Source organism: Neptunomonas japonica DSM 18939 (assembly GCF_000422765.1).
Classification (GTDB): domain Bacteria; phylum Pseudomonadota; class Gammaproteobacteria; order Pseudomonadales; family Balneatricaceae; genus Neptunomonas; species Neptunomonas japonica.
The window spans coordinates 23,498-47,812 of sequence record NZ_AUGR01000013.1 but is presented as its reverse complement, the minus strand read 5'-3'; the positions used below and the strand labels follow the sequence as shown (position 1 = coordinate 47,812).

The window sequence follows — 24,315 nt, the reverse complement described above, 5'->3', positions numbered from 1 at the left end:
AGAATATGTTCCCAAGATGCAATCAAGCGAATAATTAATGAATCTTATTCTTTTTACAGACAGTGATTTTTGCAGCACTCAACATATTTGTTTACGTGATAGACGCCATAAACACATTGCCGATATTCATAAAGCGCAGCCGAACTCTTTATTACGTATAGGACAAATCAACGGTCACAAAGGTATAGGAGAGGTCGTCAGTATTGACGATCAACAAGTCACCCTACATGTGAGTCTGTCCGAACCACCTCCAGTAGCATTACCGCTTACACTACTTTTAGCACTGCCTAGACCAAAGATGTTAAAACGTATTTTACAAACCATCAGCACAATGGGCGTCAAAGAACTCTACCTATTAAATAGTTATAGGGTAGACAAAAGCTATTGGTCCACTCCTTTACTATCGGAAGACTCGATTAAGGAACAGCTTCAATTAGGTTTAGAGCAGGCGGGCGATACACAAATGCCTTGCGTACATATAAGAAAGCGCTTCAAACCCTTTGTAGAAGACGAACTCCCTTCTATTAGCCTAAATACTAGAGGTTTAGTTGCGCACCCCTACGACGCCATTACTTGTCCAGAACCCACTATAGACCCTACTACATTAGCAATTGGTCCTGAAGGTGGTTTCATTCCTTACGAAGTTGAGAAACTTCAACAAGCAGGTCTCACCCCTTTTCATGTTGGTGAACGCATTTTACGGGTTGAAACCGCTATTCCGGCCATCATTTCACGGATATTTCCAATTATTTGATCTCATAAAATATTAGCACTATTACCCACAGGGATATGATCTGAATCAAGGAATATAAACTTATAAGAGAATCGTATTGAGAATTATACTCATCCGCATTGACTTTGTATGTCTTAACGATAATAATTCGCGTTATCTTTTCATGTTTCACTTTTTCAATCATTTTATTCATTAATAAGTAGGGTAAAAACTATGTTACGCAAGTCTCTGTTTGCATTTGCCACTCTCACAACAGCGCTGAGCTTCAACTCCATGGCGCAGGCAGAAGAAGTAAATATTTACTCTTACCGTCAACCCTTCCTGATTGAACCTTTATTGAAAGCGTTCTCAGAAGAGACTGGCATTAAAACTAATGTTGTTTTTGCAAAGAAAGGATTACTAGAACGCTTAGAGCATGAAGGCCGTAATTCACCAGCTGACATTCTATTAACCTCTGATATCGGCCCTCTATTTGATGCGACCGAAAAAGGTCTGTTTTCATCATTTACAAGTGAAGTAGTTAATAAGAACGTACCTCAGCAGTTCCGTGATCCTGAAGGTCGCTGGGTAGGACTAACATCACGTGCACGCCTAGTCTATGCATCTAAAGAGCGCGTTAAAGAGGGTGAAATCACCTCTTATGAAGAGATGGCTGATCCAAAGTGGAAAGGACGCATCTGTACACGTAGCGGTAAGCATACGTACAACCTTTCTCTTATTGGTAGCATGATCGCTCACCATGGCGAAGCAAAAGCTGAAAACTGGTTAAACGCTGTTAAAGAAAACCTTGCGCGCAAACCTCAAGGTAACGATCGCGCTCAAGTTAAAGCGGTAAAAGAAGGTGTATGTGACCTTGCACTAGGTAACTCTTATTACTTCGGAAAGATGTTAACAAACGAGAAAAATCCAGAGCAAAAAGAGTGGGCGAAATCTGTTAATTTGATTTTCCCTAACCAAGCAGACCGCGGTACGCACATGAATATTTCAGGTGCAGGGATCACTAAAAATGCCCCTCACCCAGCTGCGGCACAAAAACTAATTGAGTTCTTAACAAAGAAAGAATCTCAAAAGTTTTATGCTGATGTTAACTTCGAATTCCCTGTACGCCCGAACACTCCACGCTCAGAATTGGTCGAGAAATTCATGGGTGAATTTAAAGGCGATTCGATCAACTTACAAAAAGTATCTGCACAACGTGCTGCAGCAGCGAAACTGGTTGATAAAGTTGGTTTTGATAACTAAGGAATGGGGTCTTTTAATTAACTAATACACTAGTGACATTAATAAGTTAAAACGGTAGTCTTCGCGGCTATCGTTTTATTGCTTTGGCTAATGAATACAAACACTATTACACGCCCAATACGCGCTAGTAACACTACCGGTTGGTACATCAGTAGCTGGGGAGCGGCATTATTCGTTGCGCTTCCTGTTCTTTCGGTGTTCTACCTGGCTTTCTTTCCAGAAGAAAATATCTGGCGACATCTCGCCGACACTATTTTACCTGTTTATATTAGTACAACCTTAAAGCTAATGGTTGGTGTCGCCTCTCTTTCTGTCATTATCGGCGTAAGTACTGCTTGGCTAGTAACTATGTGCCAATTTCCAGGAAAGCGTTTTTTTGAATGGGCTTTATTACTCCCTTTTGCAGTTCCCGCCTATGTTATTGCTTATATCTATACGGACATCCTTGAGTTTGCAGGACCCGTTCAAGTATTTATAAGAGACATTTTTGGTTGGCAAACCGCTAAAGATTATTGGTTTCCTGAGATCAGATCGCTATCAGGAGCAATTTCGATGCTCACCTTAGTGCTTTATCCCTATGTGTACTTGATGTCTAGAGCGGCATTTTTAGAACAATCTATGAGCCTAAAAGATGCTAGCCGTTTGATGGGCTGTACTCCTTGGCAAAGTTTTTACCGCATCTCATTACCTATCGCTCGCCCTTCTATTGCTGTCGGCTTGTCATTGGTTTCAATGGAAACGCTTAATGACTTTGGAACAGTCGACTATTTTGCGGTACAAAGCATGAGTGCTGGCATTTATGATACATGGCTCAATATGGGAAACTTGGGCGGCGCTGCCCAAATAGCAACCATGATGATGATCTTTGTTGTTGTTCTTATTGCCCTAGAGCGCATAGCTCGCGCTAAACAAAAGCAATTTCATAGCACCGATCGATTCAAAGCTATTCAAGCCTACCCTTTAAACCGCACCCGCAGCATACTCGCCTTTATTGCCTGCTTACTACCGATACTATTAGGTTTCATTATTCCGGTCGCTTTGCTAATTACATATTCAATCAGCCATCTCGATCAATTTTTCACTACAGATTTTTTAAAACATGCCAGCCACAGCTTTTTACTCTCAGGTGGTGCAGCACTACTATGCCTAATACTGGCCGTATTACTAACTTACGCCAAACGCTTAAATCCAAACCGCTTAGGACTTACATCTGCAGTACGCTTCTCTAGTCTTGGGTACGCTCTTCCTGGGGCTGTATTGGCTATAGGAGTCATCATTCCACTGGCTGCGTTTGACAATAGAGTGGACGCTTGGATGCGTGAACAATTTGATATATCGACGGGATTGTTACTTAGCGGAACTGTTTTTGCCGTTATTTTTGCTTACTGTGTACGCTTTTTAGCTGTAGCAACAGGCGCTGTTGATAGCTCACTCAATAAAGTCACTCCAACCATGGACATGGCGGCTCGCTCATTAGGCATGTCACCTGGAAAGACATTAGTGAAAGTTCACTTCCCGTTGATTAAAGGTGGCCTATTAACTGCCATGCTAGTTGTATTTGTGGACTGTATGAAAGAACTGCCAGCAACACTGATTTTAAGACCCTTTAATTACGACACATTGGCCACTTTTGTGTACCAATATGCATCAGATGAGCAACTAGAAGAATGCGCGTTAGCGGCACTATTAATAGTTTTGGTAGGCATTATTCCAGTAATAATGCTGAGCAAATCTATTACAGGAACTCGTTCAGCGCATTGAGATAGCTCAGCGTTTTCTATAACCTTAGTTTATTTATCTTTAGATAGCACCTCATCAACAACGCTCAACAATAAAGGCTGATCAGGAAAAAGGTAAAGTGAACGCTTAATCGTCACTATCATTCGCTCAAAATCTCCCAGATAACTATAAACTCGGATCAAGTCTACAAATATCCCCGCATTAGGTTTATTTTTAAGATAGGTTTCCATCCATTGAGCATAATTTAGTGTTATAGCTGAACCCTTTGATAACTGCTCAGTTCTTGAAAGGCTAGCCAACATGTAGCGAGTCGCCACATCAGAAAAGTAGGGATGTTTACTCATTGAGCTTAAGTCCGATACTTTAGCTTCGCCTGAATAAACTATGTAAGTTATTTGGTATGAGTAATATAGTGATGTTCCACAAAAACCAAGAACAACTATTAGCAATACACCTGACAAACCTTTAATCAATCGCTCTGAAAATGAGCTCAAGTTCAGAGAAAAACTCTTACATCCTGGCTGAAATAGAACAAATAACAAAAATAAAAATACACACCAATGATAAGCAGAGATATAAAAGGGGTGCTCAACCTGTGTATGTAAAGCTATTGGTAGCAATAGCCCTGCCATTGCCCCCCCTCTCTGCCAGCCCAAACATAGTAATTGTCGTATAACAGCACCTATAGCAAACCCAAAAGCCAATAGTCCAACAATACCGCCTTCAATCCCCCATAAAAGCAATTCATTATGGGGATGGCTAAAGCTTACACCAAGATTAAAATTACTGTCTTCAGCTTGATACTCAGCAGCCTTATCATGAAAGACCCGCTGAAAGCTACCAATCCCATGACCTAAAAGCGGCTTATCGCTAATAATATCTAAACCAATACGATAGATATACTTTCTAACATCTTGACCATCAGCACCAAGCTGTTCCATTTTAGAATACGCGCGCACCACTCCATCATTAACTATTAACCCCGAGCCTCCTCCAATCAGCAACGCAACCAGCATTCCTAATGCCCATTGCCGGCGACGTTTGAGCAAACGATAACGTGCCGATAATATAAGAACCAATCCAACCGAACCACCGATTAGACCAACACGTGAGCTGGCACTAAGTAATACAAAAGAAGAGAGCAATAAACAGACTATTGGCAGTAATTTAACCCATGTGGAACGACCATGAAAATCAGGCGCGCTCAAAAGATAGACTGATAAACTAAGGGCGGTAGCCATAAGACTAGCTTGTAAATTAGGCTGCTGGAACATACCTATTGGTATTTGGCTTCCTACATTCGGAATTAATGTCGAAAGTAGTGAGCCAGGTAATAATTGAACAATTCCAATAAAAGCATGAACAATAAACGCCGAACAAAGAAGATACAACGAACCATGAATATCTCGGCGCGAAATATTGAACTGGAAAAACAAATAAAAGACTGAAAACCCTAGTAATATAGCCAATATGCGCATCATCCAAGAGAGAGGTTGCTCCATACCAACAACAAAACCTGCTAATAAGATTAATAAAGGCATAGCTAGAATCAAACTAGTAAAAGCAGGCACCCGAACAATCTGTTGCTCCAACATTTTCCAAATAGCCAGCGGAATAACCAACGCCATAGCTATCCACACTACAGAATTATAAGGAAAAAATAGCCCTTCACCTCCCATATTAGGATGATAATAAAAAGCAGAAAAAAATAAAAAAGTGCACGCAAACCAAAAGGATGCATTTGTATACGAGAACAAATATGTAAAACGCAAAGAGAAATCCTTATTTGTATCGGCCGCACACTCTTTAGCATGCTTATTCTAACCGTCGGAATTAAATAATAGGATAGGATTGATTGTTTTGCGCTTAAGCAAAAACAATTGGCCGATGTACAGCCACTTTGATCCCGACTACATCATCAATTTTAAACGGTAGTAACTCTCTTACTAATGCTGAAATAATTCTTCCTGATTCAAGCTTTAAAAGGTAGCGTGTGGCTTCTCCCATAAACTCTCTGCTAAGCACTTGCGCTGTTGCGTGACCGCTATTATCAGCTATAGGAAAGATATCTGCGGGGCGGATAAACAGGCTTACTGCTTGCTGTAGCTCCAATAAAAGCGGTTCTGCGAACTCCAAAAGCCCAAGCTCGGTCTGCACTTTAGTTTCAGATAGACAAACCCCTTCAAACAGCTCGCCTTCACCAACAAATTTAGCAACCTGTACAGTTTGCGGTGTGTAATAAAGAGACTCAGCAGTACCCCACTGCTGCAGCTTCCCATCTGCCAAAATACCCAGTACATCGCTGATAACAAATGCTTCCTCTTGGTCATGTGTTACAACAACCGCTGCTATTCCTTGCTGTTTTATAATGTCACGAACTTCTAACGAAAGTTCTTTACGCATCTCTGTATCTAAATTTGAGAAAGGTTCGTCCATTAACAATAGACGAGGGCGAGACGCTAGAGCCCGAGCTAATGCCACGCGCTGCTGCTGTCCTCCTGAGAGCTCATGAGGGTAACGTTTAGATAAGTCCGGCAACCTGACTAGTTGCAGCATAGATTGAATAATGGCGGCCTTATCAGCTTTTGAGCTTTTTTTAAGACCAAAAGCAATATTATCAGCAACGCTTAAATGAGGGAAAAGTGCATAGTCTTGAAACACCATGCCCATTTGGCGTTTTTCAGGTGGCAACGTAGTATTTTTAGATGAGACTTCCTGCCCTTGCATATAGATAGAGCCCGAAGTTACCGTATTAAAACCAGCCAATGCACGCAGCAATGTCGTCTTACCGCAACCACTGGGGCCTAACAAACAAGCAATCTCTCCTTCATTGATTGAAAAACTAACACCTTCAACAATCAATTGATTGGCATACGAGCAGGAAAGAGACTCAACAGATAACAATGAAGACATGTAAAAACAACCAAGTATGCTGATATTCGAAAACGTATAATAGATGAAAACAATTATCAGTTATAGCGTTAATGCGTCGAGAAAACTGTACTTAAGAATAACGTTCACCTCTAATAAAGTACCCAAACAGGGCCTCTAAGGATTCGGCTATAATTCACAAAGTAGCTGCTTAAAATAAGGCCAATTGAACGATTCTCCAGGATCAGTCTTTCTTCCCGGCGCAATATCAACATGACCAACAATCGACCGCCGGCTAATCTGAGGATAAGCTTCAATAAGCGAGTTTGTTACACTAACAAGCACTTGATACTGTTGATAGGTATAGGGTAAATCATCAGTACCTTCCATCTCTATACCTATAGAAAAATCATTGCAGTTATTTCTCCCTTCAAAGCAAGACTCTCCCGCATGCCAGGCTCTGTCATTCAAATTAACGAACTGGATCACACCACCATTGCGTGTAATTAAAAGATGAGCCGACACCTGTAACTCAGCAATTTCAGTGAAGTATGAGTGCTCATTTGTAGGCAAACGATTTTGAAAAAATGCCTCAATATAGCCATTACAAAACTGTGCAGGAGGCAAACTAATATTGTGAATGACCAACACATCAACACTGACTTGTTGCGCTCGCTCATTATAATTAGGCGAAGGGCACCACTTACTGCCTTGCAATCGGCCACCATGAACTTTATAAGCTGTTTTCAGCACTTTACCTACTCGCCTTGATACTATTCAGTTAAAATCGTCATTGCTTCAATTTACGTATTTTACCACGTAAAATTTATACAACCCTTTATTTAAAAGGCCGGACCTTCATGCTAACTACCACTGACCTTAAACCTGTTATTTTCGCAAACGTCACTGCCGCATTAGCTGAAGATGTCGGCACCGGCGATATCACTGCCATGTTAATTTCTCAAACAGAGCAAGCAACTGCACGTGTTATTTCACGCGAGTCTGCAGTGATCAGCGGTTCCGCATGGGTTGATGAGGTATTTCATCAAGTAGATCCTGATATGCAAATTCAATGGCAAGTAAAAGACGGCGACCGAATAAAACCCGATCAAGTTCTCTTTACTGCTACAGGAGCGGCTCGCTCACTACTAACAGCAGAACGCTGTGCTCTTAATTTTTTACAAACACTTTCTGGTACCGCAACTATTAGCCAGCAATATGCAGATAAAGTGGCCAGCACTTCAGTACGCTTACTTGATACCCGAAAAACCATACCCGGACTACGTATGGCTCAAAAATATGCTGTTACTTGTGGTGGGTGTTACAACCACCGTATCGGTCTTTATGATGCATTTTTGATTAAAGAAAATCACATCATGGCTTGCGGTGGTATAGCTCAAGCTATTGAAACAGCAAAAAAGAATGCTCCTAATAAAAAAGTTGAAGTTGAAGTTGAAACTCTTGAACAGTTCCACCAAGCGCTTAAGGCTAGAGCCGATATTATAATGCTCGATAATTTCACAGAAGATGAAATGCGCGAAGCCGTGTCTATCAATCAGGCACTAGCAAAAGACTCCCAAGCTAAATTAGAAGCATCAGGTAACATTACAGATGAAACTCTACTGCCAATAGCTCAGACCGGTGTTGACTACATATCAATTGGCGCACTAACAAAGCACTGTCGTGCAACTGACTTGTCCATGCGTCTGATCTAACTATTCACCTTAAGGACAAGAATCAATAGTGAGCGACTCTTTTATAAACGGTTTGAAAGAACGATTACCTGATGATCTGAAAGAGTCTTTTAGCCAAGAACAGCTATCTGCCCTCAAAGTAGCCTTTGGCGCAAGAAAATGGGGGCAGCACAAAGTAGACCTGCGCGGTACTCTTCGTATCTGGCGCTGGCGTTATTATTTTGTTTTTCTTGCAGGTAGAAACAAACGCGATCTAACAAGACGTGAACAGGAGCTATCCCGCATGGCTACGACATTTGCGATAGCTCTTTTTTTGGCTTTTGCTACATTGCTAGGACTTATTGTTCTTTATTTAATAAAGTCTGCAATGGGTATAGATCTATTCCCAAATTACTCTTTAGGACTGTGGGGTTGGTTTAAGAACCAGTTCTTAATGTAAATACGATATGCAGCCATTAATAAGAAATGGCTGCACTTTATATCATTTTAGTACGTCGTTTTACAGTATAAAAATCTACCTTACGGGCACTTTCCTGAGCCTAACAGGCTCCAGTCATCGGCCTTTTGAATTTTAATCACATCGTAAACTTCAATAATTAACCCGGAGATAGGCAATGAACGGTTTTTAAGTAACTGACATGCTTTCTCAGCTGCGGCATTACCCGTCATGCTTTCTGATGCGATACCCACTGCAAGAATTTTATCATCGCTCCACCATACAGGACGTGCAGGAAACAAAACATCATCCAACAAAGTCTGCTCAACCTTTGCCTTAACCTCAGGGGGTATTAGTTTTTTTGTCTGGTTGATATATAGAGTGACAGCTACGCAAGCAGCGATAAGAAGAATAATGATTGTGCGTTTCATATATGTCCATTGATTCAAAAAATTTTGTATTTATATACGACACTCCGAAGGAACAAATTTATTGTTCGCCGCTGTATCAACCAAACAATCCCATGTAACTGAACCAGTGATATCTAATGTAGGCTGAAGGCGTAGTGTAATACTGCCCGCTTTTACTGTCGTATTATAAACGAGCGTACCTGTTAATGCATCGCATGAAGATGAAAGAATATTAGCAGTACTACTGGCTACTGCAACTATGTGTACACCCGAACAAGAACCCGAATTTATGGCATTATTCAGTGAAATATTTTCACCGACAGTAACTTTATCCATCCCAGCAAAAATCAATGCCTCTGAAATTCTCGATCGTATAGTGAAGTTTTGATAGGCAGGAATTGAAATAGCAGACAACAAACCAATAATAGCCACAACAATCATTAACTCAATTAATGTAAAGCCAGTTTGTTTTAACATCATTTTTTATCGCTTTAAATTAAAAATGCCACGCTCTTGGTTAAGAGCACGGCATTTAAGTTAGAGCATTTACGCTAAATCAGTTACGACACTCACCAGGAACAAAGCGCTGATCAGTTGTAGTACTACACGCCCAAGTAATCGGAGTTCCTGCAGCAGCTGTAGGAGTTAGCAGCAGCACAGCACTATTAGCATTAGCAGCCATAGTTGCTGTAATAATCCCAGTCGCATCAGCACATGTAACAGAAGCTACAGCACCTGTTGCACCAAGATCTGTAACGCCAGCACACTGACCACCAGAAGCATTTATTACTCCACCATTTGATGAGATATTCTCACCTACCGTCGCTTTAAAACCACTGGCTAAAGACAAGCCTTCAGTTACACGGGCACGTGTTGTGTAGTCTTGGTACGCAGGCAAAGCAATCGCTGCCAAAATACCGATAATCGCAACTACAATCATCAGCTCGATCAATGTAAAACCTTGTTGTTTTTTCATATTTCTCATTTGTACTTCTCCAGCGATTTTTCGAAACTCAAATTAAGTTGGTAAATCCGTATTCCCTTGTATCGATTCCTCTGTACAAGTGCTACTTACTGACCAGTGTAGACCAGCTTTTTGTAATTACCACAGACACAAGAAAAAAATTGATTAAATCTAATATAAAAACTCCACCTTTATTTATACGCTTTAGTTAATGATGTTGCTGCCAGTATTTTAGCCTATAATTATTTACGGCTTGTGAAGGGGGGGATCCAAATTAAAACTATTATTATGTGCAACCTCTATTATAGCTCTCAAGAGCTATAATAATTACGACAGTGATGGAACTAGCAATTACAGTAGAACTAAGGAGAGATCATGCAGGTTCAGCAACCTTTAAGCGGTTTAGCAAGAAGACTGGTTAAAGATGGAGTTTTTTCAGCGGATGTAGCGCGCAACGCCATTGAAAAAGCCCGCGCTTCTCAAAAACCTTTTATCAGTCATATAATTGATGAACGTTTAGTCACCGCTCACCGTGCAGCAAGTGCTGCTTCTGATGAATTTGGTCTCCCCTTACTCGACCTAAACTGTGTTAATACAGAATCTATTCCCCAAGGAGTCGTTGCTGATAATTTGATTTCTAAGCACCATGCCCTGCCTTTGGTAAAGCGTGATAACCGGCTATATGTTGCTTTAGCAGACCCAACCAATATTCAAGCACTTGATGAGTTTAAATTCCACACTGGAATAACGACCGAGGGCGTTATTGTTGAAGAAGACAAACTCAAACAACTTATTGAGGCATTCCTTGATGACCAAGGCTCAGCCCTTGAAGAGCTAGATGATACCGATTTAGACTCTCTAGAAATTGATGATGGCAGCAGCAAAGAAGAAGAAGAGGAACAAACCAGCGAGGATGCTTCTAAAGACGCTCCTATCGTGCGGTTTGTAAATAAGATATTACTAGACTGCATAAAAAAAGGCGCTTCGGATATTCACTTTGAGCCATATGAAAAAAGCTACCGTATCCGTAGCCGCATCGATGGCATATTACAAGAAATTGCCAAGCCACCAAACAACCTTGCTAAACGTTTATCAGCCCGTTTAAAAGTCATGTCACAAATGGATATTTCTGAACGGCGTATGCCTCAAGATGGGCGTATTAAAATGAAAATCTCAAAAAATCGCGCCATTGATTTTCGTGTTAATACCCTGCCTACGCTATGGGGAGAAAAAATAGTATTACGTATACTGGACCCTTCCAGTGCGAAAATGGGGGTAGATGCTTTAGGTTTTAGCCAAGTCCAAAATGATCTGTATATGAGCACACTGCATAAGCCGCAAGGGATGATACTAGTTACAGGCCCTACTGGTAGCGGTAAAACAGTAACACTCTATACCGGGCTTAATATTCTGAACACCCCTGAATTAAACATATCTACTGCTGAAGACCCCGTCGAGATAAACCTTGAGGGGATAAACCAGGTACATGTTAATGCAAAAGTAGGTTTAAACTTTGCAGAAGCCTTACGCTCGTTCTTACGTCAAGACCCGGATGTAGTTATGGTAGGGGAAATTCGTGATTTGGAAACAGCCGAAATTGCTATTAAAGCGGCTCAAACTGGCCATATGGTTTTATCAACCCTGCACACTAACAGCGCCCCTGAGACATTAACACGTTTGCGTAATATGGGCGTTGCATCATTCAACATTGCCACCTCTGTTAGCTTAATTATTGCACAGCGCCTCGCACGACGCTTATGCGAGCCTTGTAAAAAACCTGCATCTGTACCAGAAGCTGCTTTAATAGAAGAAGGGTTTTCTCCAGAACAGCTTCGTAGTATTGATCTATATGAAGCAAACCCTGATGGTTGCCCTAAATGCACTAGAGGCTATAAAGGTCGTGTTGGTATCTATGAAATGTTACCCATGACGCCAGAAATAGCTGAAGTCATTATGAACAACGGCTCCTCTATTGATATTATCCGCATTGCTCAAGAACAAGGCTTCAGACCACTTCGTCAAACCGGGTTAGACAAAGTTGCACAAGGGCTTACTAGCCTAGATGAAATGAATCGCGTTATTAAGACCTAATAGCTTTAACTTAATGGCTTGAGAGAGATCAATTGACATGGCTGCAAAACAAAAAAAATCCATCACTTATAATTGGCAAGGCAAAGATAAAAGCGGCAATACCAGTAAAGGTAAAATTGATGCCAGTGATGTAGCAAATGCTAAAGCACTATTGCGCAAGCAAGGAATTTTACCCAAGAAACTTACTAGAGAATCGTCAATATCTCTATTCAGCGATAAGAACAAGCCAATAAAGCCATTAGATATTGCTTACTTCACCCGACAAATAGCCACTATGATGCGTGCAGGGGTCCCCCTACTTCAAGGCATGGATATTGTTGCCAATGGCGTTGAAAAGACTAAAGTTAAAGAATTAATCTATGACATACGCTCCTCCGTCAATGGCGGACAAGATTTTGCCGTATCTTTAGCCGACCACCCTAAATACTTTGATGACCTATATTGCAGTTTAGTTAGTGCTGGCGAACAGTCAGGGGCACTAGAGACAATGCTTGACCGTATCGCCACTTACAAAGAAAAAGTTGAATCATTAAAGAAAAAAATCAAGAAAGCAATGACCTACCCTGCAGCAGTGCTATTTGTTGGTATTATTGTTTCCGCTATCTTGTTGGTTAAAGTAGTACCTCAGTTTGAAAGTGTTTTCTCAAGTTTTGGTGCAGAACTGCCTGCATTTACTCAGTTTGTACTCAAGCTTTCGGTATTTGCCCAATCCTACTGGTTTATAGCCCTTGTAGGATTCATATTAATCGGCTATACCTTCGTCAAAGTAAAAGAGAAATCACAAAAGTTTGCGGATTTTATCGATAGAGCAGTATTAAAATTACCCGTGCTTGGTGAAATACTTCACAAAGCTGCCATAGCTCGTTTCACTCGTACGCTTTCTACCACGTTTGCTGCCGGCGTACCTCTGGTCAACGCGTTAGATTCTGCTTCAGGAGCTGCCGGCAATGTCGTCTATCGTACGGCAATCATTCAGATCCGTAACGGCGTATCGACTGGCCAATCCCTGCAAAACGCAGTCACTATGACAGGTATCTTTCCTAATATGGCTATTCAGATGATCGCTATAGGGGAAGAAGCTGGCTCACTAGACATGATGCTCGATAAGGTGGCAGCTTTCTATGAAGAAGAAGTCGACAATGCAGTAGATAATCTTTCTAGCCTTATGGAACCAATGATTATGGCTGTTCTAGGCGTCTTAGTTGGTGGTTTGGTTATTGCTATGTATTTACCAATATTCCAGCTAGGTAACGTCGTTTAGCTTAGCTAAGTCAAAATTACTAACGTTTCATTTTAAGGGGGCTATTCCACTACAGCCCCCTTTTTTATTATCTTTCAGGCACCTCCTTCTTTTTAGGCTCCAAAATAAAACGTTTCATTTAATATAAAAAATTTACGTTAGTCGTATGCCATAACTATCGTTTCATTATTTTGTTGGCTTTCTCAAAACCCTATCCTAAAATAGATAAGTCGCAGGACTTAAAAAGTGTTTCATTTTGAGCAATACTTATGAATATACAAGTTGCCAGTACTAAGTTTGATAAATTAGCCAATCAGCATCTTCCTTTAGTGATAATCGAAGGATCTGTGGATCTCACAGCAGCGAGCTACACCATGCAGCGCTACGATGAGGGGCACCCTTATAAAACACTCAAAGCCGAAGCAGATGTTATCAAGAAGCTTTACGAGTTCTGTGCCAATAGAGGATTTAGTCTCAGTGCTCGATTCGCCGCTGGCGACCATTTACAGATAGGTGAAATAGAGGGTCTAAGTGCTTTCTACTCTGCACGTGTGGATACTGGAGAAATAGTTGCCTCAGGCACATTTAAACTTCGGTGGATCGTAACCAAAGCTTTTGTGAAGTTTGTTTGGAGCTTTTATCAGGGACGACTTAAAGACCCTCTTCAAATTAAGGCTGCCAGCGCCAAGCTTGAAACGATGCTAACTTCATTTGGCCTCCACGGAAAAACACCGTATTTAGGAAATAAGTCCGATAAGATCGGTTTGGATGAAGAGCAAAAAGTAAAGTTTCTATCGATCATCAATCCGCTTGAAGAGAACAAGCTCAATCCGTGGAAAAGTAACTATGTTCGTTGGCGCAATTATTGTCTTTTCCTCACAATGATTCTCGGCGGAAATCGCAAAGGGGAATCTCTTGGCTTAAAAACCGCTGACTTTAACCTGGTTGGCCCTAAGCAAGCGCGTAAATACTTCCAAATCCGCAAAGATGAACATCAAGGCTATGCACGTAAAGAACGCCCTTCTGTAAAGACCAAAGAGCGGGATGTACACCTAAACGATGTGCTTGTTGAAATCTTTACCTATTACATCACTCAGGTGCTTCCAACTCTTAAAAACGCCAAATACTCAGACTATGTGTTTTTATCATTCGATGATCACAAACCTATGAGTGTACAAGCCCCTAATGATGCTTTAAATGCACTGATCAAAAAGCACCCCGAATTTAAAGGAAAGCTCAGTCCACACCGTTTACGCAATACCTATTTTGATACGTTACGTGATGAAATTGATAAGGAGCATGAGGCAGAAGGCCCGATTGCTAAGCAAGGCATCATGGCACAACTAATGGAGTACTCAGGTGGCTGGGCTAAAGGCAGCGCAATGCCTGATCACTATGCCAAAGGTTCAATTCAGCGCAAGGTTTGCGATTTTACCCTTTCCGTACAATCACGAGTTTTAAAAGGCGACTCAAATAATGAGTAATGAATTAGCTGAAGAGTTGATCGAAGTAGAAGCGTTACACAACGACAGCAGACAAGACTACCTCCAGCCAGTTAGCCCTGAATCTGAGCGCTACATGAGCAGCCGTCATGAGTATCGGATTGAGATCAAGGATTACTCAGGCTCGTGGCTAAAGGAAATTCAATGGCCCGATGATAACGGCAGGGTTACTAGAGTAAAAACCACACCTTTCTTTACTGGTGATGAAGAGCTAGATCGCATTACTTCTGCCATGTTGTTTCACATGCTCCAACACTACATGCCCAGCAGTGTTAATTACTATGGCGAAGGCATTGAGCTTATAACCTCCCGCGTTATACAAGGTGAGAGTATTGTTGATGCCTTTCAAGCAGCTATTTTAGATATTAGAAAAGATAGCGACCTGACTGCAATTAAAACCCTATCCAAATGGCTGATCGCATACGAACATGAAGAATATCCATACGACTTTCACGCTGAAGTTATAAAACTCTCACGTGGTGGCACTCAGAATGCATATTCAACACTCTTTACCCTAGATGCAGAGATGGGGCCGTTTGTTCGGGAGGAGATGTTAATCATTCAAGAAGCAGTGAATAATCCATATATTCATCTTGAAGACCGTGTAATTCTAGCCCTCAGCATCGTCTTCGGAATGCGACCTATTCAAATCTCATTGATGAAACAATCAGACTTTGTGGGTAGTGATAAGGTTGGAATAGCCTACCTTAATGTACCCCGTGTTAAACAGCGGCAGAAACTTAGAAGAATGCAATTCACGAAACGTATTTTAAGTGATGAGCTTGCGGGGATGATTCGTCGTTTGATAGAAGTACATGGAGAGGTTTATGGAGAATTAGATCTGAAAGATCCACCTCTGATTATGCGTAGAACCAAACTTTTCTACTCCCAGCTACACCCCTATATGCTGCGTCACGAAAACTCTTTTTATAGCGAGAATGCAGATGAAGCTGGTGTACATACTAATCACACAGTCCAGCCATATCAGGACTTGTACGATGACAGCGAAAAAACCGATGAAGGCCATCACCTCAGTTCCAACGGTATCTATTACCGTCTAAATTGCATCGCAAACTTCATCCCGCGATCCCCTCGAACATGTATGCGCTTTCACTTAAATCCTTATCGATTCCGTTACACGCTTGGCACCAACGCAGTTTCAGAAGGTAAGACAGAAGCAGAGGTGGCGGATCTTCTGGATCATAGCAATACAGGCTCAGTGAAGCATTATTTTCGATATACCCAGGAGATGTTTGAAATTCTCAATGACGCAACTAACAAGCGTGTCGAGCAACGCCACTTCGTTGCAGCTTGGACTCGTGAAGGCGACCAGACGGGAAACATATATGGTGAAGAGATAATTGAACTTAAATACTTCACCGTTATCGGTAAGTGCCATAAAGGTTCTCTCTGTATGCTTGAGCCTGCTGTAGCTTGCTATCAATGCGACCGATTCTGCCCGAACAAAGATACGAAGGCGCATAAGAACGCACTAGAGAATCTACTTGAAAAGACTGACAAACTGGAGAGAACATCTACTGGGCCAGCCGTTCACCAATTAGATGAAGCAGTTGCTGGGTGTAAAGCCGCTATCGCTTTCTCCGAAGGTGAAGCAGTTATGTTTATTGAAAATGGTGAGACCTCAACAGCAACCCCTATCATCGGCAGTCAGCATGAATAACATTATTAATTTAAACGATAAGCGCGAACGTTCTATTGAGTCGAACTATCAAATTCTTTGTGAGCAAGCACGTGATCGTTTCTCAAAGCTCGATGTATTTAAAGGCCAAAGCTACGATTCAAGCGTATGGAGATACCTTGGAGAAAATCTCTATTTTTCAGATAATAGCAAAGGCAAAAAACGCACACACTGGCCGACTGAAGTCGAAGAAACCATCAAGCTGCTAACCTTAGGGCACCTTTGGGACTTACGTGTTCGAGCAACCCCACTTTCATTTAGTCGGGCGTCATCTTTTAGAAATATTACTCCATTTCTTATCAAAGCTGGAATGACCAAGCTTGAAGATTTGACATATGATGTCTATTACCAAGCATTCCAGATGATGACAGATCATTACGCTCAACCTGCACATCCTCTTCAAGACCTAAATGCGTATGTTAAATTTCTTCAAAATGAATACCTTCTATCTGGAACAATAGATACGCTCAGCCCCACGAAAAACAAGGCAGTACAGGAGAAGCAAGGACTTCCTGCACTAAAGGAAAAGATGCCAATTCCTGAACTTGTAAGGGCAGTAATTCAACTGAAGTGGAAAGTCGAAGAAGAGTTTGAACAAAACCCAAACAATCATCGCATTATCTCAGACCTTCTGTCGATCTACACACAATCCTTTCAGTACGGACTAGGGCTGCGAATTGGCGAAGTTTTGAGGCTACCACATGACTGCATACAAGAGGTCAATGGTGAACTTTTCTGTAAGGTCTGGACTGAAAAGGGCATGACGCCTCACTCACGCTATATTCCAAAGGTCTGGCGTTCACTTTTAACTGATATTGTTAAACAGATAAATACGTTAACAGAGCCGTATCGCAAGCACGCCATCGAGCTTGAAGAAAATAAGTATCTATCAGCTATCAGAACCCGTTTAGAGAAGTTTAAAGTGGAGCGTCGTGCAGATGCGAAAATACTCACTAACGACTTAGAAACATTTCTAGAACTCAAGAACATAGAAGCTCAAACCGCATGGACGCTGAAGAAAACTGTTGATCCTTTACGTGAATATACACTTGATGAGTTAAACGATATTCTCCCAATTTACAGTACAGCTAAGGCAACACCATCAAAAGTAAAAGCCTATGAAAAGTGGGAATTACGACTTACTGTTACACCGCTTGGAGCTAGGAAAAATCAATATTCAGTAGGCGGCAAGGCAATTCTTGATTTTGTTGCGCATCAAATCCAACTTCGCACATCTTCAATCACAGAACAGGAGTTTTTGACTTTACTTCATGGCCGTGACGTTCACAGGCAAAATTCTGGTGATAAATCTATCTCAGCGCTCACCAAGGCAGCTGAAGGAAGTACTGCGAGCTGCTATACGTTTAATCCTGCTGGATTCGAAGGAAAGGGTCGCGCTCCCGCCCTAATGAGCAAGGACGATGCCATTGCAAAGCTAACTAGTTATGCGTATGGAAGCTACGATATTACTACTCATATCGATGTTCTGACATTCAGAAAGCTGTTTCCAGAAATAACTCTTATGTCTTCTAATAGCGATAAAAGCTTCATAGAGCTTAACCAAGACTTCGATATCACTGGCAAGCAAAAGATTACAGTTAAAGTAAAAACTGAAGATCAGTATGTTCGTTACTCAGTCAGCTCTGCATTTATCATCAGTCACAGCTCTATCGATAGATATGTCTACAATCGCTTTACTGATAATAATTTCGCATTAGAGAAGGAGCTATACGAAGCCGACCTTAGAGATGCAAACGAAGATCGAAAGGAAGCAAAAGAGAAAGGTTTTGAAGCAAAAGCCCTAACAATCCAGTCAAAATCTTTCAAAGTTGAGCAAAAGGTATCTGAGCATCTATTCCTACGTTCAGATCTTGGAACTGGAGGCACTGAGCCGAACCCTCTTGCCCCAGAAATACTAGGATATAATGCCGTTAGATACTTTTTTACTGGCAATGATCGCTATCATAATGGCTTTATTAAATATGAAGTTAACACCCCTCTGCATGTGACTGAGACCTGGCAATCACACAAAGGACGGCATTGGCGTACAACCTCTCTCTTCAGAGCAGGTGTTTCAGATGCCATTGTTAACCGCTGGATGGGCCGTACAGAGCTTCAAGGCCGTCACTATGATCACAACACTGGCTCAGAGAGAGCGAAAGCTGTCGGGGAGCTAATGCTAGAAGATTCGAATAGATTCGCTGGCAATATTCCTCAAAAAATACGCCAATTTCAGCATGATAAGATTCCAGTGACGGACATTACTGAATATCTTGATGCAAATATGCAGACAGCGCAGCACACCCCTATTGGCTACTGTATTCGCTCATTGAATCTCAAACCATGCGAACTGAACATGATGTGTCTAGTGGGTTCTGATGGTGATGGCTGCAAACATTACATTTTTGACTTGAAAGATGAGTATCAGCGAGAAACTTTGATCGCCGAGCGCGACAAGACAGCTGTTGAATTAGAACGACTCATAGAAGTCTATGAAAATGGACTTAAAGCAGCGAAATTACACATAGATCGCCACCTTATCATATACAAAAATGCAAACACGACATTAGAAATGGCGGATACATTATTGGGCACGTCATTTGCCGAAACAAAGCATGAGTTTATGCCATTTCAAAAGAATGGCTCTTACCCAGACGACTGCCCCTTTCAGTGTGGAGATGACTAATGGCTGTTAGTAAAGAGCAATGGAATAAAGCTTTTGATTTACTCTCTCAGTTCGAGCGCCAAATCTTAGAACCTTCGTCATTTAAATGGGATTACTTCATCGAAAAGGTTGGCGCAAGCAAGCCTACGATGTGGCGAAATAAAGAGTTTAAATCAGAATTCAATCGCATCCAGACGCTTGTCAAAAGCTACAAAAACAAAGGTTTGGTGTACTCACTAGAGCGCTCAAAAGTAAGCGAGCTCGAATCTCAAATAGAAAAGCTAAAGCTGCGCATCAAAAATGTTGAAGATGAAAGAGATCGAGCGCGAGAATCACTTGCTTACGCTGCAATGGTCGCACGGCGCAGAAACATAGACCCAGAAGAGTTCACTGAAAAATCTCCATTACTTAAAGCGAACCGTAAGAAAAAAGATGACAACATTCTCGACTTTAATGATCCAGTTATTGCTATGCTAAGGAACAAGAAAAAATGAATAATCAGCAGAAACTATAATAGCTGTAGACAGTATTCAGAAGTAGATTGCAGGATAATTCCCAAAGACAACTCGATATAGCTTGACCGTTAGAATTGATAAGTAGGTATTAAACTTGCTAAGATTCTATTGATGGAACATAATAAATCGCTTGTGGTGGTAGGAACATCCCCACGTTAAAAACTCAAATTCCTTGTATTACCTACTAAAACCTCAGTCCTTGTACTGGGGTTTTTCGTATAAAGACGGCACGGAATGAAAAAAACTAAATAGCTCTGCTAATGGACGTTTCGTTCAGCCTATTGATAGCTTTTTTAAAATTGTTCAACACAGTGTCTCAATGCTAAAGCGTCCAGTCCACTCATCTTCAAATGCATCGCTGATCTAGACAGATAACCGCCCCTCCCCCCCTGCGCTGGTACATAAACCACTTCAAATATTGCGTACTTGAAAAATGTTTAGTTCGGTCAAGCAGTCAACCCAAATGGGAACGTACACAATGCAGTAAATTAATCAATTCAGGCTGCATGTACTGATAAATATCCTCAATATTGAGGCACTGAATTTTATCAATATACATGCATCCAGTATGCTTTTTAATACGTTCAAAGTGCATCGCCTCAAACACATAGACCCTATCCGCCCATTTCAGCATTTCTTCGTTACAAATAGTCGTACCATTTTTTCGACATTCTTTTTCACTTAAGCCTGCTGATTTAAAATGATGTTGGGGCATTTCACACGAAAAAATATCTTCTGCTGTGCGTGAGCGGTGAATGTTAGATGTACACAAAAACAGTATTTTCATAAGTGTGATTCCATATCGCCTGGAAATATGAGTCGTACGAAAATAGACTAACCCGTAATACAAGAAACAGGCTAAGCCATTTCACTGTTTCGATTTTGATAACAATATATTGATCGCTTCATTAGTTGATAGCTCACCCACTTTCACTCTATCGAGAAGCTCTAACGTTAGAGCGCTTAGATTCAAACCTGAAAGACGACAATTAGCGATAGCAAACGCTCGAGACTTTTGTGCATCTAGCCCTTTTAAAATATCGAGCTTGATTTTATTTTGAGAGCAAAAACACTCTAAATCACACAAACGAATATACTGATTTCCATTTGGCATATAGATATGGATTTCACTAGAAATGAACTGAAGCCAGTAATTATCAAGATCTAGCCATTTCATCTGAACAAGAACGTCGATATCTCTCACCAGTGGCTCAGAATGAGGAGCCAAATAAATATATACAGAAATTTTCATACAAGTTGACTACAAACGTAATCTTGCACTTTCTTCAGGCCATTCGAATCGCTAATCATAATTTCCAGAGCGATAATTCCGCCAAAAGCCTTATTGGATTTATGAATCCAACTGTCAGCTTGTTGCTCATTCTGAAATAATTCTCTTAATGCCCTATATATATTAAAAACCCTTGAGATAACAATCACTTCTTCTTCAAAAAAAAAGAGATCTTCAATCTGTCTTTCTGAAAGACTCCAGTGATTTTGCAGAATACGTGATACGATTTTTCTTGCTGTAATAAGGTCTTGTTCTGCAATGTTGCTCAACTCAAACATAGTCATAACAGACAGCTAATTAATGAACATTTTATCGATGAGCTTGTAAAGCTCCCGATCATCAGGGTCTCCAAAGAACTCAGAAACACAAATAACATGATTAGAAAAGTCGACCTGCTCAGGCTTATGATCAATAAGCCAAATATCATTGATTCCGCTATCAAAAAATTCTGAGAGTGTACCAAGCGACTTCCTATATCCCTCCTTCGCCTCAATACACTGATCTCTAGACCATACGTCAAGATTGTAATATGCCTCTGCTCTAGCATATTCCAAATCAGTACAGTTATCTGGATCACCCTGGACTATCGATAGTTGCAACAATGCCTCGTCAATAAACTCGGAGGTCTGTGACGAGTAAACCATCAAACTAACATGTTTACTCAACTCAACGAGCAGGTCAGCAGCCCCAGGCCGTTGAATTAGAATATTTTTTTCTACTTGATCAGCTTGCGAATAAGTTATTTCGATAGCACCATCAAGCCATTGCTTTGGAGTTGAAGAGATATTTGATGGCCTTATTTTACGAAAAAGTGTTCCTTCTAAACTAATACAAACCAACGGGCCTGCTTCACTGAAGTCATCTTTCAAGCTACTTAGGTCAACAATTAAGCTTTTTTTCTCTGTTAACTCCATTGGTTTATTAGTTTTTGTGCAGATATACACTTAACACCTCAGTAAATATCGTGGTTCCAATTTCGAACCACGGTATCACGTCCCCATATAAAAACTCAATGATTAAAAGTGTTCATCACCCCAAATATAGAGCCTTAGTTAAATGGCTGATTTCTGCTCGTAAGAGGCAAGGATTAACTGTGCGCGACCTAGCAGAGTTACTCAATGAACGACACTCAGTGATCGTTAAAATTGAAACAAGATCGAGGAAGCTCAGCGCTCTTGAATATTATCAATACTGTAAGGCGCTCAAACTTGAGCCAATTGATGGAATTCAGATTTTAGAAAATACCGAAGAATAGACTTCTATAAGCTAAATATTTTATAACGAATCCGATTGAAAAGCTTTGTCTCAAAAAATTTCCAATTTTAATCATCAGGCTTCAACCAGATTTGCCTCCTGATGTCATTCGGGGTTAAACGATAGGCTATATTATATAAAGCTTTAGAGACCGCATTCTGCATAGTGTGAAGCTGGTCATGACAATCACTGCATAGAGAAATTAAGTCTAGATCATTCTCTCTACCAAGACGGTCGTACACTATGTGGTGGACGATTTCTGCTTTTGATCTGCAGGCTTGGCATATGCAATCATCCCTATAAAAAATACGCTGTCGTGTTCGCGACCACTCCTCAGATGAATAGTATTGCTCAAATGTTCGAACAGGCTGGCTGTTTTCGTTGCAGGCGTTACGATAAAGACCACCCCAGTATTTATCCAAACTTCTAACTCTCGATTGCCATAGAGCTAACTCGGGCTCTCTAAGCTTTTCAATTTCCTCATCAAAAAGGGGAAGACAGCCTATATCTTCTGTTTTGTTTTTGGAAATAGCCTTAAGATGATGACCACAACTAAGACACTGTTGAACAACCTGCTTTCCTGAAGAAAGGAGCCGAATAGTAACGTCTGTACTACTGTGATCACAGTTATCACGGTGGATGGGCTCTGGAAAGTCTTGAAGAAGCTTTTCCTTTGCATGTTTATGTTGATCTTTAATGAGCTCAAGTACCGCTTGTCCTGTGGGTGTAAATTTTGGATACTTTTCCATAAGCATTTGATAATGCTCGCTCTTTATTTCCCGCCAATATCTATATTCCTTTGCAATCGGATCTTTGAATCGCAACTCATAATCAAATTCACTGCATTGTTTCCAATTTGGATAATCTGACCGTTTAAGTGTTTTCAATGAATTACCACACTCTAGGCATTGCACTACTATATGAAGTGAGCCATTAGAGTGATACTTGGATCTCGGCTCACTCAAATTATGAAGACACAACGAAGGTTCAGGAGGTTGAGGAAATTCTTTCAGGAATGCCTGCCACTCAAGATCAAAACCCGTGCCAAAGAAGTCAAAAGACCTAGGCTCCAAATGTAGCTTTTTTATTAGTTTAGCTTCAATGTCACTTAGCTGTTTTAACTCTGCTACTAGTAGAGGGCGAGCTAGACTATTTTTTAAAAGATCGACAGAATTAGCCACTGTTCTTTTAAGTAGTAATACCCGTTGGAGAGAGTGCAAATGGGTATCAAAGGGGTTGCAGTCAAAGGGGTATCCCATCAGAGGCTCTACCTAAACAATGATTTATTTTATCTGTTATTCATATTAATGAAGTATCTTAAGAAAACACCTACCATGATATTCTTGAAAGGCGTCGAATATAGGCTGTTTTCGAAGCAGCGTATTATATTAAACTAGACTTTTGATAAAACTCTATACTTTAGTTAGGTTATTTAAAGGATAGAGAATACATAGATAGGTTGCGGACGGGTGATGGATTAAAATCTGCTCCTAGGTTAACGATAGATCAGTGCGTTCAAACCCTGCGATACCCGCTTGAGCTTTTAATGGAATGAAAGTTGGCATGCAAAAACCATATACTGTTTATACACACAGAATAAGAGATTTATTAATTTATCTGTTATGGTTTGATATGGCATGCGGGCTAAGTTTATATTGATTTATGGATATAAGGACTCTACAAACAAGAATGTTGAGAAATGCTGATTTTCACGCTAGAAAATGGAGGTTCTTTGATGGTCGGTGATGATGTCACCGTCACAATTTTAGCAATAGCAGGCAAAGAGGTGCGCCTTGGTACTGAAGCACCTAAAGACATACCCGTTCATCGTGAAGAGCTTTATCAACGTATACATGGGCATACTCTAGACAGTGATAAGTTTGATGATGCTAGGGAATGTAGAGCCACAAAAACTGTATTAAGATTGTTATCCAATAAGTTACATAGATAATCAAACATTAAGTACTT

General features: G+C 40.8%; 24 protein-coding genes. 13 read left to right on the top strand and 11 right to left on the bottom strand.

Features of this window, described 5'->3' with window-relative positions; all coding sequences use genetic code 11:
• The first annotated feature begins 37 nt into the window (after positions 1 to 37).
• The 3 genes from G511_RS0108940 (at position 38) to G511_RS0108925 (ending at position 3,736) form a co-directional block, all read left to right on the top strand.
• Positions 38 to 754 carry a 16S rRNA (uracil(1498)-N(3))-methyltransferase gene (locus G511_RS0108940; protein ID WP_028469330.1) on the top strand — a complete coding sequence of 239 codons (717 nt, stop codon included), beginning with the start codon at positions 38 to 40 and terminating at the stop codon, positions 752 to 754.
• A gap of 192 nt (positions 755 to 946) precedes the next feature.
• Positions 947 to 1,975 carry a Fe(3+) ABC transporter substrate-binding protein gene (locus tag G511_RS0108930; RefSeq protein ID WP_028469328.1) on the top strand — a complete coding sequence of 343 codons (1,029 nt, stop codon included), beginning with the start codon at positions 947 to 949 and terminating at the stop codon, positions 1,973 to 1,975.
• A gap of 90 nt (positions 1,976 to 2,065) precedes the next feature.
• Positions 2,066 to 3,736, top strand: a complete 1,671-nt coding sequence (locus G511_RS0108925; protein WP_036551745.1) for an ABC transporter permease — start codon at positions 2,066 to 2,068, stop codon at positions 3,734 to 3,736.
• Between the two features lie 29 nt (positions 3,737 to 3,765).
• Here the strand turns inward: G511_RS0108925 and G511_RS0108920 are convergent, their stop codons facing one another.
• From G511_RS0108920 to ampD, 3 genes are all read right to left on the bottom strand, one after another.
• Positions 3,766 to 5,343 carry a PglL family O-oligosaccharyltransferase gene (locus G511_RS0108920; protein ID WP_169565748.1) on the bottom strand — a complete coding sequence of 526 codons (1,578 nt, stop codon included), beginning with the start codon at positions 5,341 to 5,343 and terminating at the stop codon, positions 3,766 to 3,768.
• Between the two features lie 238 nt (positions 5,344 to 5,581).
• The gene (locus tag G511_RS0108915; protein WP_028469325.1) at positions 5,582 to 6,628 is read right to left on the bottom strand and encodes an ABC transporter ATP-binding protein; all 1,047 of its coding nucleotides are present in this window, start codon (positions 6,626 to 6,628) and stop codon (positions 5,582 to 5,584) included.
• A gap of 147 nt (positions 6,629 to 6,775) precedes the next feature.
• Positions 6,776 to 7,339, bottom strand: a complete 564-nt coding sequence (ampD, locus tag G511_RS0108910) for a 1,6-anhydro-N-acetylmuramyl-L-alanine amidase AmpD (protein ID WP_036551742.1) — start codon at positions 7,337 to 7,339, stop codon at positions 6,776 to 6,778.
• Positions 7,340 to 7,446: 107 nt separating this feature from the next.
• Here ampD and nadC point away from each other — a divergent pair, with 107 nt between their 5' ends.
• Positions 7,447 to 8,301 carry a carboxylating nicotinate-nucleotide diphosphorylase gene (gene nadC, locus G511_RS0108905; protein ID WP_028469323.1) on the top strand — a complete coding sequence of 285 codons (855 nt, stop codon included), beginning with the start codon at positions 7,447 to 7,449 and terminating at the stop codon, positions 8,299 to 8,301.
• A gap of 28 nt (positions 8,302 to 8,329) precedes the next feature.
• The gene (locus G511_RS0108900) at positions 8,330 to 8,719 is read left to right on the top strand and encodes a 3-phosphoshikimate 1-carboxyvinyltransferase (protein ID WP_245573878.1); all 390 of its coding nucleotides are present in this window, start codon (positions 8,330 to 8,332) and stop codon (positions 8,717 to 8,719) included.
• A gap of 80 nt (positions 8,720 to 8,799) precedes the next feature.
• Here G511_RS0108900 and G511_RS0108895 read toward each other — a convergent pair whose 3' ends face one another.
• From G511_RS0108895 to G511_RS0108885, 3 genes are all read right to left on the bottom strand, one after another.
• On the bottom strand, positions 8,800 to 9,147 hold the full coding sequence (locus G511_RS0108895) for a hypothetical protein (protein WP_028469321.1): 348 nt from the start codon (positions 9,145 to 9,147) through the stop codon (positions 8,800 to 8,802).
• A gap of 30 nt (positions 9,148 to 9,177) precedes the next feature.
• Complete coding sequence (locus G511_RS0108890; RefSeq protein ID WP_051221775.1) at positions 9,178 to 9,606, bottom strand: pilin; 429 nt, start codon at positions 9,604 to 9,606, stop codon at positions 9,178 to 9,180.
• A 76-nt stretch (positions 9,607 to 9,682) separates the two neighbouring features.
• Positions 9,683 to 10,102, bottom strand: a complete 420-nt coding sequence (locus G511_RS0108885) for a pilin (RefSeq protein WP_028469319.1) — start codon at positions 10,100 to 10,102, stop codon at positions 9,683 to 9,685.
• A 363-nt stretch (positions 10,103 to 10,465) separates the two neighbouring features.
• On the opposite strand from G511_RS0108885, the gene pilB reads away from it, so the two are divergent.
• From pilB to G511_RS22310, 6 genes are all read left to right on the top strand, one after another.
• Positions 10,466 to 12,181, top strand: coding sequence for a type IV-A pilus assembly ATPase PilB (pilB, locus tag G511_RS0108880; protein ID WP_028469318.1), 1,716 nt, complete (start codon positions 10,466 to 10,468; stop codon positions 12,179 to 12,181).
• Between the two features lie 37 nt (positions 12,182 to 12,218).
• On the top strand, positions 12,219 to 13,442 hold the full coding sequence (locus tag G511_RS0108875; RefSeq protein ID WP_028469317.1) for a type II secretion system F family protein: 1,224 nt from the start codon (positions 12,219 to 12,221) through the stop codon (positions 13,440 to 13,442).
• A 248-nt stretch (positions 13,443 to 13,690) separates the two neighbouring features.
• The gene (locus G511_RS22320) at positions 13,691 to 14,905 is read left to right on the top strand and encodes a site-specific integrase (protein WP_051221773.1); all 1,215 of its coding nucleotides are present in this window, start codon (positions 13,691 to 13,693) and stop codon (positions 14,903 to 14,905) included.
• The gene (locus G511_RS22315) at positions 14,898 to 16,604 is read left to right on the top strand and encodes a site-specific integrase (protein ID WP_051221771.1); all 1,707 of its coding nucleotides are present in this window, start codon (positions 14,898 to 14,900) and stop codon (positions 16,602 to 16,604) included. Before G511_RS22320 ends, G511_RS22315 begins: the two co-directional genes overlap by 8 nt.
• Positions 16,597 to 19,308 carry a hypothetical protein gene (locus G511_RS0108860; RefSeq protein WP_028469316.1) on the top strand — a complete coding sequence of 904 codons (2,712 nt, stop codon included), beginning with the start codon at positions 16,597 to 16,599 and terminating at the stop codon, positions 19,306 to 19,308. Before G511_RS22315 ends, G511_RS0108860 begins: the two co-directional genes overlap by 8 nt.
• Positions 19,308 to 19,781, top strand: a complete 474-nt coding sequence (locus G511_RS22310; protein WP_051221769.1) for a hypothetical protein — start codon at positions 19,308 to 19,310, stop codon at positions 19,779 to 19,781. Before G511_RS0108860 ends, G511_RS22310 begins: the two co-directional genes overlap by 1 nt.
• Before the next feature lie 475 nt (positions 19,782 to 20,256).
• On the opposite strand, the gene G511_RS0108850 is transcribed toward G511_RS22310, so the two are convergent.
• From G511_RS0108850 to G511_RS0108835, 4 genes are all read right to left on the bottom strand, one after another.
• Complete coding sequence (locus tag G511_RS0108850; RefSeq protein WP_036551740.1) at positions 20,257 to 20,589, bottom strand: low molecular weight phosphatase family protein; 333 nt, start codon at positions 20,587 to 20,589, stop codon at positions 20,257 to 20,259.
• A gap of 81 nt (positions 20,590 to 20,670) precedes the next feature.
• On the bottom strand, positions 20,671 to 21,054 hold the full coding sequence (locus tag G511_RS0108845) for an antitoxin VbhA family protein (RefSeq protein WP_028469314.1): 384 nt from the start codon (positions 21,052 to 21,054) through the stop codon (positions 20,671 to 20,673).
• Entirely contained in the window at positions 21,051 to 21,377 is a 327-nt protein-coding gene (locus tag G511_RS22305) for an MbcA/ParS/Xre antitoxin family protein (protein ID WP_036551739.1), read from the bottom strand. Before G511_RS22305 ends, G511_RS0108845 begins: the two co-directional genes overlap by 4 nt.
• A gap of 9 nt (positions 21,378 to 21,386) precedes the next feature.
• A complete protein-coding gene (locus G511_RS0108835) occupies positions 21,387 to 22,037 on the bottom strand; it encodes an NIF family HAD-type phosphatase (RefSeq protein ID WP_156905186.1) in 651 nt (216 codons plus the stop codon).
• A 68-nt stretch (positions 22,038 to 22,105) separates the two neighbouring features.
• Between G511_RS0108835 and G511_RS24935 the strand changes: the two genes are divergently transcribed.
• Complete coding sequence (locus G511_RS24935) at positions 22,106 to 22,348, top strand: helix-turn-helix domain-containing protein (RefSeq protein WP_036551737.1); 243 nt, start codon at positions 22,106 to 22,108, stop codon at positions 22,346 to 22,348.
• A gap of 67 nt (positions 22,349 to 22,415) precedes the next feature.
• Here G511_RS24935 and G511_RS24510 read toward each other — a convergent pair whose 3' ends face one another.
• Entirely contained in the window at positions 22,416 to 23,606 is a 1,191-nt protein-coding gene (locus G511_RS24510) for an HNH endonuclease (RefSeq protein WP_169565746.1), read from the bottom strand.
• Positions 23,607 to 24,046: 440 nt separating this feature from the next.
• Between G511_RS24510 and csrA the strand changes: the two genes are divergently transcribed.
• Positions 24,047 to 24,298 carry a carbon storage regulator CsrA gene (csrA, locus tag G511_RS24820; protein WP_051221766.1) on the top strand — a complete coding sequence of 84 codons (252 nt, stop codon included), beginning with the start codon at positions 24,047 to 24,049 and terminating at the stop codon, positions 24,296 to 24,298.
• Positions 24,299 to 24,315 lie beyond the last annotated feature (17 nt).

Bases quoted from the DNA above. Each gene is read 5' to 3' on its own strand.
- G511_RS0108940 (WP_028469330.1), top strand. From the start codon at position 38: ATGAATCTTATTCTTTTTACAGACAGTGATTTTTGCAGCACTCAACAT.
- G511_RS0108930 (WP_028469328.1), top strand. From the start codon at position 947: ATGTTACGCAAGTCTCTGTTTGCATTTGCCACTCTCACAACAGCGCTG.
- G511_RS0108925 (WP_036551745.1), top strand. From the start codon at position 2,066: ATGAATACAAACACTATTACACGCCCAATACGCGCTAGTAACACTACC.
- G511_RS0108920 (WP_169565748.1), bottom strand. From the start codon at position 5,343: ATGGCGTTGGTTATTCCGCTGGCTATTTGGAAAATGTTGGAGCAACAG.
- G511_RS0108915 (WP_028469325.1), bottom strand. From the start codon at position 6,628: ATGTCTTCATTGTTATCTGTTGAGTCTCTTTCCTGCTCGTATGCCAAT.
- nadC (WP_028469323.1), top strand. From the start codon at position 7,447: ATGCTAACTACCACTGACCTTAAACCTGTTATTTTCGCAAACGTCACT.
- G511_RS0108895 (WP_028469321.1), bottom strand. From the start codon at position 9,147: ATGAAACGCACAATCATTATTCTTCTTATCGCTGCTTGCGTAGCTGTC.
- G511_RS0108890 (WP_051221775.1), bottom strand. From the start codon at position 9,606: ATGATGTTAAAACAAACTGGCTTTACATTAATTGAGTTAATGATTGTT.
- G511_RS0108885 (WP_028469319.1), bottom strand. From the start codon at position 10,102: ATGAAAAAACAACAAGGTTTTACATTGATCGAGCTGATGATTGTAGTT.
- pilB (WP_028469318.1), top strand. From the start codon at position 10,466: ATGCAGGTTCAGCAACCTTTAAGCGGTTTAGCAAGAAGACTGGTTAAA.
- G511_RS0108875 (WP_028469317.1), top strand. From the start codon at position 12,219: ATGGCTGCAAAACAAAAAAAATCCATCACTTATAATTGGCAAGGCAAA.
- G511_RS22320 (WP_051221773.1), top strand. From the start codon at position 13,691: ATGAATATACAAGTTGCCAGTACTAAGTTTGATAAATTAGCCAATCAG.
- G511_RS22315 (WP_051221771.1), top strand. From the start codon at position 14,898: ATGAGTAATGAATTAGCTGAAGAGTTGATCGAAGTAGAAGCGTTACAC.
- G511_RS0108860 (WP_028469316.1), top strand. From the start codon at position 16,597: ATGAATAACATTATTAATTTAAACGATAAGCGCGAACGTTCTATTGAG.
- G511_RS22310 (WP_051221769.1), top strand. From the start codon at position 19,308: ATGGCTGTTAGTAAAGAGCAATGGAATAAAGCTTTTGATTTACTCTCT.
- G511_RS0108850 (WP_036551740.1), bottom strand. From the start codon at position 20,589: ATGAAAATACTGTTTTTGTGTACATCTAACATTCACCGCTCACGCACA.
- G511_RS0108845 (WP_028469314.1), bottom strand. From the start codon at position 21,054: ATGAAAATTTCTGTATATATTTATTTGGCTCCTCATTCTGAGCCACTG.
- G511_RS22305 (WP_036551739.1), bottom strand. From the start codon at position 21,377: ATGACTATGTTTGAGTTGAGCAACATTGCAGAACAAGACCTTATTACA.
- G511_RS24935 (WP_036551737.1), top strand. From the start codon at position 22,106: ATGATTAAAAGTGTTCATCACCCCAAATATAGAGCCTTAGTTAAATGG.
- G511_RS24510 (WP_169565746.1), bottom strand. From the start codon at position 23,606: ATGGGATACCCCTTTGACTGCAACCCCTTTGATACCCATTTGCACTCT.
- csrA (WP_051221766.1), top strand. From the start codon at position 24,047: ATGCTGATTTTCACGCTAGAAAATGGAGGTTCTTTGATGGTCGGTGAT.